This is a genomic window from Tsukamurella pseudospumae (genome assembly GCF_001575195.1).
Classification (GTDB): domain Bacteria; phylum Actinomycetota; class Actinomycetes; order Mycobacteriales; family Mycobacteriaceae; genus Tsukamurella; species Tsukamurella pseudospumae.
The window spans coordinates 107,214-113,523 of record NZ_LSRF01000055.1 but is presented as its reverse complement, the minus strand read 5'-3'; the positions used below and the strand labels follow the sequence as shown (position 1 = coordinate 113,523).

The window sequence follows — 6,310 nt, the reverse complement described above, 5'->3', positions numbered from 1 at the left end:
GGGCCTGCGCGGACGCCGCAGCGATCGCCGCCAACGCCGCGTCGACATCGCCTGCTAAGGCGGTGATCAGCCGCGACACCGTCGGATCGGAGGCGACCTGGCCCATCACCTGTGGTTGGGTGCGGAGCTGATCGAGGTCGGCCAGGCAGTCCCCGCCCGCCGCGATCGACACCGCCAGATCAAGCACCGTCTTCCCCGGATCGTGGATCGCGTTCGGCTTGCGCCACGGCATCAACGCACTGGTCAGAGCCGCGGTCAGACCGACCGTCTCGGCGGTACGAAGCAACAGCACTGTCCCGGCATGCGAGACGAGGTTCGTTCCGGCCGCGTCGACCGACACCTTCGGGTAGCAGGACGTAGACTGACTCACCAGAAAGGTGCTCCTTCGAGACTGGAAATAGGTTGGTGTGGTAACCCCTATTCTTCCAGCTCAGAGCACCTTTCTTCATGTCCGACACGACCTCACCCGCGAAAGGCCGAGGTTAGTCGGGTTTCTCCGACCCTCGCTGGACCTGCGAACGTGTGACGTGCGCCCCAGGTGAAACAAGATCGATGACTTTGTCCTACTCGGCTGCTACAGTGGAATCGTTCTGTTCTTGAGGCCGCTGCTTGCGGTCGTACCGATTGGGGATCGCCTCGTGGCTATCACTGACGTCGCGGAGTACGCGCACCTGACCGACGCCGACATCGAGGCGCTCGGTGCCGAGCTGGACGCGCTGCGCCGCGAGATCGAGGAGAGCCGCGGCGAGGAGGATGCGAAGTACATCCGCCGCGTCATCAAGAGCCAGCGCATCGCCGAGACCGCCGGCCGCGTCTTCGGGCTGGGCGCCGGCATGAAGGGCTGGAAGGGCAAGGCCGCGTGGGCCGCCTCCGCCGCGTGCCTGAGCTACGCGAAGGTGATCGAGAACAACGAGCTGGGCCACAACATCATGCACGGCCAGTGGGACTGGATGAACGATCCGGAGATCCACTCCACCAGCTGGGAGTGGGACAGCGCCTCGGACGGCAAGTTCTGGCGCCACACCCACAACTACATGCACCACAAGTACACCAACGTCACCGACATGGACGACGACATCGGCTATGGCATCCTGCGCGTCACGCGCGATCAGCCGTGGGAGCCTTACATGCTGTTCAACCCCATCTACAACTTCACGCTGATGATGGGCTTCCAGTACGGCAAGGCCGTGCAGCACCTCGAGCTGATGAACGCCATGAAGGCGGCGCTCAACGGCGGCGAGCAGTACGCCGAGTACGACTGGGAGGAGTTTCGCAGCCGGCTCAAGGTGGTCCTCACCAAGATCACCAAGCAGACCGCGAAGGACTACGTCCTGTTCCCCGCGATGGCCGTGCCCTTCACCGGCGCCCGTGGCTACAAGAAGGCGGCCTCGGCCAACCTGGTCGCGAACACGGTGCGCGACGTGTGGGATCACATGACCATCTTCTGCGGCCACTTCCCGGACGACGCCGAGAAGTTCACCATCGAGGACATCGATAACGAGACCCTCCCCGAGTGGTACCTGCGTCAGATGCTGGGCACCGCGAACTTCGAGGGCAGCAACGCGCTGCACTTCATCACCGGGCACCTGGGTCGGCAGATCGAGCACCACCTGTACCCGGACCTGCCCTCCAACCGCTACAACTACATCAACTCGCGCCTGGTCGAGATCTGCGAGAAGTACGACCTGCCCTACAACACCGGGCCGATGTGGAAGCAGTACGCGGAGTCCTGGCGCACCGTCATCAAGCTCTCGCTGCCGGACAAGTACCTGACGGCCACCGTCGACGATGCGCCCGAGACGCACTCGAACAAGCGCTTCTACGACGAGTCCGGCGAGACCACCGTGGTCAAGGGCGAGATCGATGCAGACGGCAACCGTCGCGGCCTCGTCTCGCACGTCGAGGAACTGGCGGCAGCGAAGTAACGGGGCGGGCCGGACGCGCGTAGCCTTAGACACGTGGCTATCACTGATGTCGGCGAGTACGCACATCTCGATGACGCCGACATCGAGCAGCTCGCGCGGGAGCTGGACTCCATCCGCGCCGAGGTCGAGTCGTCGCGCGGCGAACGGGACGCCCGGTACATCCGTGGCGTGATCCGGGCGCAGCGCGTGCTCGAGGCCGCGGGCCGGCTCACCATCCTCGGCTCCAAGAGCCGATGGTTCTGGGCCGCCGGCGCGGGCATGCTCGGGGTCGCCAAGATCATCGAGAACATGGAGCTCGGGCACAACGTCATGCACGGGCAGTGGGATTGGATGAACGATCCCGAGATCCACTCCACCACGTGGGAGTGGGACATGGCCTGTCCCGGCGCGCACTGGAAGCACTCGCACAACTTCCTGCACCACAAGTACACCAATGTCGTGGGCATGGATCTGGACGTCGGCTACGGCGTCCTCCGGGTCACCCGCGACGAGCAGTGGGAGGCCAAGCGGTCCGCCCAGTTCCTCAACAACCTGTTCCTCGGGCTCACCTTCGAGTGGGGCATCGCCCTGCACGACATCGAGCTGGCCGAGGCCATCGCCGGGAACAAGCCGTGGCCGCAGACCCGGAAACAGCTGCGCGAGTTGGGTGTGAAGGCCGCGCGGCAGCTGGGTAAGGACTTCGTCCTGTACCCGGCGGTCAGCAAGGCGGTGGGCGGCTCCTTCGGGCGCACGTTGTCGGCGAACCTCACGGCGAACATCGTCCGCAACATCTGGACCTACGTGGTCATCTTCTGCGGGCACTTCCCCGACGGTGCCGAGAAGTTCACCACCGAGTCCATCGTCGACGAGACGCCGGGCGAGTGGTACCTGCGGCAGATGCTGGGCAGCGCGAACATCTCGGGCGGCCGCGCCATGGACTTCATGACGGGCAACCTGAGCTACCAGATCGAGCACCACATGTTCCCCGACCTGCCGTCGAACCGGCTCGCGGAGATCAGCGTGAAGGTGCGGGCGATCTGCGAGAAGTACGACATCCCGTACACCGAGGGCCCGCTGCTGCGCCAGTACTACCTGTCCCAGCGCACCATCGCGAAGCTCTCGCTGCCGGACCGCTGGCTGCGCGCCACCGCGGACGACGCGCCGGAGACGGCGTCGGAGCTGCGGTTCGCCGCGATCCGCGAGCGACTCGTGGTCGCCCAGGAGAACGCGCAGGACAGGTTCGTCCTCGCGCAGGAGAACGCGCACGACCGGCTCGTGCACGCCCAGGAGGCGGCGCAGGACCGCCTGGCGCACGCCCGCGAGGCGGCGCACGCCGCGCAGCTCGAGGTGGAGCGCGTCGGGCTCCGCACGGCGATCGCCGAGGCAGCGCGGCACAAGGTTGAAGAGAAGCGGGCACGGTCCGAGGCGAAGCGTGCGGGTCGCCGTCGGCGCCGGAGCTCCGGCGTGGCGTAGACTTCTTACTTTGGGCAGCCTAAGAAGACTGCCGAGTCGTCCTCGTCGGGAGTGTTTGTTGATGAAGCCCTTGCGCGTCGCGATCGTGGGTTCCGGGCCGTCGGGCTTCTTCGCCGCCGGGAACCTGTTGGAGCAGGACGACATCGAGGTGCAGGTCGACGTGTTCGACCGGCTGCCCACGCCGTTCGGCCTGGTCCGCTACGGCGTCGCGCCCGACCATCCCGCGATCAAGTCGGTCACCAAGATCTTCGACCGCACCGCGCAGCACGAGAACTTCCGCTACTTCGGCAATGTCGAGGTCGCGACCGACATCCAGGCCTCCGAGCTCGCGCAGTGGTACGACGCCGTGATCTACGCGATCGGCGCGTCCGGCGGCCGGCGGCTCGAGGTCGACGGTGCCTGGCTCCCCGGTAACCACCCGTCGAGCGATTTCGTCGGCTGGTACAACGGCCACCCCGACCGCCGCGACCTCGACGTCGACCTCGGCGTCGAGCGTGCCGTGGTCATCGGCAACGGCAATGTCGCGCTCGACGCGGCCCGGATCCTGGTCACCGGCACCGAGAAGCTCGAGGGCACCGACATGGCCGAGCACGCGCTGGCGGCGCTGCGCGGTTCGGCGATCCGCGAGGTCGTCGTGCTCGGCCGTCGCGGCGCGGAGCAGGCCGCGTTCACGCCCTCCGAGGTAGCCGAGCTGGACAAGTTGCCGGGCGTCGACGTGATCGTCGACCCGGCCGACGTACCGGCGGAGGACAAGGAGCGCGACAAGGCCCGCCCGCCGGTGGAGCGCAACAACATCAAGCAACTGCGCAAGCTGGCCGCGCTCGAGCCGACCGGGGCGGACCGTCGGATCGTGCTGAAGTTCCTGCGCTCCGTGGTCGGCATCGGCGGCGACGACGCCGTTCGCACGGTCTCCATCGCCACCAACGAGCTCGCCCTCGGCGAGGACGGCACCGTCGAGGCGCAGCCCACCGGCGCGGTCGCCGAGCACGAGGCGGGCCTGGTCATCCACGCCGTCGGTTACCACGGCACCCCGATCCCCGGCATCCCGTTCGACACGGAGCGGGGCGTGTTCCGCAACGCCGACTCGCGGATCGTCGGGTACGACGGTGCGCCCCTCCCGGGCCACTACGTGGTCGGCTGGATCAAGCGCGGACCGTCGGGCGTCATCCCCACGAACCGCGACTGCGCGCGCGACACGGTCTCCGTCCTCCTCGCCGACGTCGCGGAGGGCAGGCTCGCGCGCAGCGACTTCGACGGTGCCCAGGTCGAGAAGCTCGTCGTCGAGCGCGTGCCGAACCTCGTCGAGTACGACGGATGGATGGCCATCGACGCGCACGAGACCGCCCTCGCGGAGGAGGACGATCGGCCGCGCGTGAAGCTCACCAGTGTCGACGCGATGATCGACGCGGCGCAGGCGGCTACGGACTGATCCGGCCGGTTCAGCCCAGCAGCGGCCGCACCGATGCGTAGGCGTCGGGCCGGTTCGTGCTCGGCAGGTCGAAGACGCGGCTGACGGGTCCGCCGGCGGTACTCCGGGGCCAGCCCGGATCCTGTGCGGTGACGAAGGCGACTGCCGCGGAATGGATCTCGTCGGAGAGCGACTGCGGCGGGTGGGCTCCGGCGAGTGGCTCCACCGCCGAGCCGTCGAGGCAGTCGAAGAAGAAGGGCACATCCAGGCAGTGCCCGGCGAGCCCGAATCGCCCTGACGGCCAGGAGAACCGGTAGGTCCAGGTCGGCGCGTCGCCGCGGAAGCCGGCGATGCGGGGGACGCTGACGCGGAACATCTTGTCGCTCAAGGCCCGCCCGGCGAGGCGCGCCTTTCCACGCGCCGCGATGTCGCTGTTCGCGGCGAGGTACGGGGCGCGCTGACGCTTCGGGACGGCGAGCGCGGCGAGGATCGCACCGGTCGGGACGAGCGGCGTGATCCGGGCCATCGGCCCCTCGGTGAAGGCCATCGCGAATTCGTCGTCGACGGTCCCGATCACCAGCGGTTTGTCGGCGCCCGCGCCGCCGCGCAGGGCCTCGGTAGTGGGGCGGGGGAGCAGGTCGCCGTCGACGGTGGGCCCCAACTGCAGTCCGTGGGTGAATGCGGCGCGCAGCCCTCGGATCCCGATCGACGTGGCCTTCTTCTGCAGATCGAGGATGCGCTCCTCGGGCACCGTCGACAGGCCCGCCCGAGTCGGTGCGACGCCGGCCCGCGCCGCGAGGTCCCGGCCGAAGGCCTCGGCACGCGCGGCCGTTGCGTCGGTGAGCACGCCGGACAGGGCGATCGCGCCGTGGAACAGGTGCTGCGCCACGGGCATGCCGAGGAGCGTCAGAACCGCGCCGCCGCCCGCGGACTGTCCGGCGATCGTGACGCGGCCGGGGTCGCCACCGAACGCGGCGATGTTGCGCCGCACCCAATCCAGCGCTGCGAGCCAGTCCCGCACCCCGCGGTTCGACGGTGCGTCCTCGATCCACCCGAAGCCGTCGAAGCCGAGGCGGTAGGAGATCGTCACCGTGACCACGCCGTCGCGGTTGAAGTTCCGCCCGTCGTACCAGGGGCTCGCGGGGGAGCCTGCGAAGTAGCCGCCGCCATGGATCCAGACCAGCACGGGCAGGCCGGCACCGTCGGCCGGGCGTTCCGGCGAGGGCGTGAAGACGTTGACGTTGAGCGTCGAGTCCCCGGGGATCGACGGCTCGGGAATGAGCACGACTCCGGGGTCGCCGCGCTGCGCGGTGGCCCCGTACGCCGCCGCGTCGAGCACGCCCTCCCACGGCGCCTTCGGGACCGGGGCGGCGAACCGCAGGTCACCCACGGGCGGCTCCGCGAAGGGGATACCCAGGAACGCCGCGGACCGCGGCGCACCCCGCCCGCCCGTCGTCGGCCGCCAGCGGCCCCGGACCACGCCCGCGTCCGTCGCGACCTCGGGGTGTCCGTCCGCCGTCATGCG

General features: G+C 68.8%; 5 protein-coding genes. 3 read left to right on the top strand and 2 right to left on the bottom strand.

Annotation, left to right across the window (positions count from 1 at the left end; genetic code table 11):
• Positions 1-370: transposase (locus tag AXK60_RS14405; protein ID WP_175400032.1), on the bottom strand; the 370-nt coding region annotated here is incomplete at its 3' end.
• 268 nt (positions 371-638) lie between these two features.
• Here AXK60_RS14405 and AXK60_RS14400 point away from each other — a divergent pair.
• The 3 genes from AXK60_RS14400 (at position 639) to AXK60_RS14390 (ending at position 4,806) form a co-directional block, all read left to right on the top strand.
• Positions 639-1,925, top strand: coding sequence for a fatty acid desaturase family protein (locus tag AXK60_RS14400; RefSeq protein ID WP_068571873.1), 1,287 nt, complete (start codon positions 639-641; stop codon positions 1,923-1,925).
• A 33-nt stretch (positions 1,926-1,958) separates the two neighbouring features.
• Positions 1,959-3,377 carry a fatty acid desaturase family protein gene (locus tag AXK60_RS14395; protein ID WP_068571871.1) on the top strand — a complete coding sequence of 473 codons (1,419 nt, stop codon included), beginning with the start codon at positions 1,959-1,961 and terminating at the stop codon, positions 3,375-3,377.
• Between the two features lie 61 nt (positions 3,378-3,438).
• Positions 3,439-4,806, top strand: coding sequence for an FAD-dependent oxidoreductase (locus AXK60_RS14390; RefSeq protein ID WP_068571869.1), 1,368 nt, complete (start codon positions 3,439-3,441; stop codon positions 4,804-4,806).
• A 10-nt stretch (positions 4,807-4,816) separates the two neighbouring features.
• Here the strand turns inward: AXK60_RS14390 and AXK60_RS14385 are convergent, their stop codons facing one another.
• Entirely contained in the window at positions 4,817-6,307 is a 1,491-nt protein-coding gene (locus AXK60_RS14385) for a carboxylesterase/lipase family protein (protein WP_068571867.1), read from the bottom strand.
• Positions 6,308-6,310 lie beyond the last annotated feature (3 nt).